This is a genomic window from Bartonella sp. AP57NXGY (assembly GCF_042195805.1).
In the GTDB taxonomy this organism is placed as follows: Bacteria; Pseudomonadota; Alphaproteobacteria; order Rhizobiales; family Rhizobiaceae; genus Bartonella.
Genome location: NZ_JBHIOZ010000251.1, coordinates 1 through 1,684, shown reverse-complemented (window position 1 = coordinate 1,684; position 1,684 = coordinate 1). Strand labels below are relative to the sequence as shown.

The window sequence follows — 1,684 nt, the reverse complement described above, 5'->3', positions numbered from 1 at the left end:
CGCCAATTAAAAAGCGACATCCGGCTCACACCAAATTGCACCGCACTCAAACTTGCCGCATCATGCACACCCATACCGGCATGGAGCAAATCTTCCCAAAAGCAAAGTGCCTTCAAACGCTCTTCACAGCGCCTTTTATGCGCCTTTGAAAGCCCCTCATAACGCACCCAAATACTTGTCTTTTGCTCCCCTTGCGTTTGTTTCACATCAACAGCCCCACCAAACCGCACCAACAATGCCGCCCGTGCCCCCTCCGGCAATAAGGAAATGTGAACTTCTACAATAGGTCGAGAAACCCCTTTAACTTTACGTGTCAATCCACTTTGATGACGCCATGTGGACGCCAAAATCTTACGCAATCCACCTTTACTTTTCGGCAACCCTGGCAAAGCTGCCTCAGCCAATTCGGCAATAGTAAACCATTCCTTCATGGCTGCCCCCTTTTAATGCAAACCGGCGTTGCGCGCATGGCTTTCAATTGCGCTGCAATCTCCCGCTGTTCCTGCTGAAGCCGCGCAATCTCTGCTAAACGCGCCTCATCCCCTTGCAACAGCAACAATCCATCTTCACTCACCACCTCATCCCAAAGCCAAAATGCCTCTGTCGCCCGCACAAATGCCTTAAACCGCGGCAGGGAAATATCCACCTGCTTACTTTCCGCAACATAAGCATCCAAACTCGCCTTACTTAAACACCCAATCCCTAAATAATGCGCCATACGCTCCGCAATCACACTGCGCTCATGCCGGCATTCTCTCAAAGCCCGCGCCATCGCACGCTTAATGCGCGAGCGAAACCGCCCTAAATCAATCTGCGCAACGGGTTCACGACAGGGAAAAACCGGCTTTTGGAAAAAATCAAGCTGCCCGCAACCATGCCTCTTCATGACAGCACCTCCCCCGATTGCTTGTTCAAATAATCATAAAACCGCGCCTTTGTCTGCGCATCTGCCCTCTGCCAAACACCCAATAACTGAGCAAAAATCCGTTCCTGTTCATTAATTTGCGGCGGCGTATTAATCCCATTGACCAAATCAACAGCCCGCCGTAAATCTCCCTCAACCTGTTGGAGCGCAATCGCCACCCGCCGTTGCGCAACCGGCTCCATCTTCGCTAATTTTAACAATTGCGCTTGATTATCAGCCAATGCCGTCCCCCGCAAAACAGAGCGTAATTCTGGCTGTAGATGCTGGGCAATACAGTTAAGACGTTTTACAACATCTTGAGAAAAACCAATGCGGTCCGCCACATGTTTAGCAAAAGATAAAGTTCTCCTCTTGCCATCTTCTCCCTCCATTTGAGCAATAGGGTCAACTTGACCCAATTGCTTTAAATGTGCATCACCACCGATCAAAGGTGCAACTTGCACCTTTGATTTTCTATCACCACCACGTTGAATCTCCCCATACTTCTTTTCCCACAATTCGCGGTAAGTCTGGACAAAAAGCGCACGGTCAATCACTGACAATTCATTGCGAAACAGGTTTTCAGCCACTTCTAAAAGCGCAGCATTCTCTTTATCCGCCTGCACCACAACCGCATCAATGTCACTATAGCCCAAAAGCTCAGCAGCACGAAGCCGGTGTGCACCAGCAATAAGCGTGTAATTACCCTCTTTAGCATTAGGGGTATGGCGCACCGTAATCGGATTCATCAATCCCTCCCGCACTATTGATTGTGCAAGT

3 protein-coding genes are annotated in these 1,684 nt (G+C 49.5%); all 3 read right to left on the bottom strand.

The window, feature by feature from the left end; translation table 11 throughout:
* Window positions 1-431 (bottom strand): DNA-binding protein (locus ACFIL8_RS10000; RefSeq protein ID WP_375689641.1); only part of this gene is annotated, 431 nt, incomplete at its 3' end.
* Window positions 428-886: a hypothetical protein gene (locus tag ACFIL8_RS09995; protein ID WP_375681125.1), complete on the bottom strand. Its 459-nt coding sequence runs from the start codon at window positions 884-886 to the stop codon at window positions 428-430. The genes ACFIL8_RS09995 and ACFIL8_RS10000, both read right to left, overlap by 4 nt.
* Window positions 883-1,684 (bottom strand): ParB/RepB/Spo0J family partition protein (locus ACFIL8_RS09990; protein WP_375689639.1); only part of this gene is annotated, 802 nt, incomplete at its 5' end. The genes ACFIL8_RS09995 and ACFIL8_RS09990, both read right to left, overlap by 4 nt.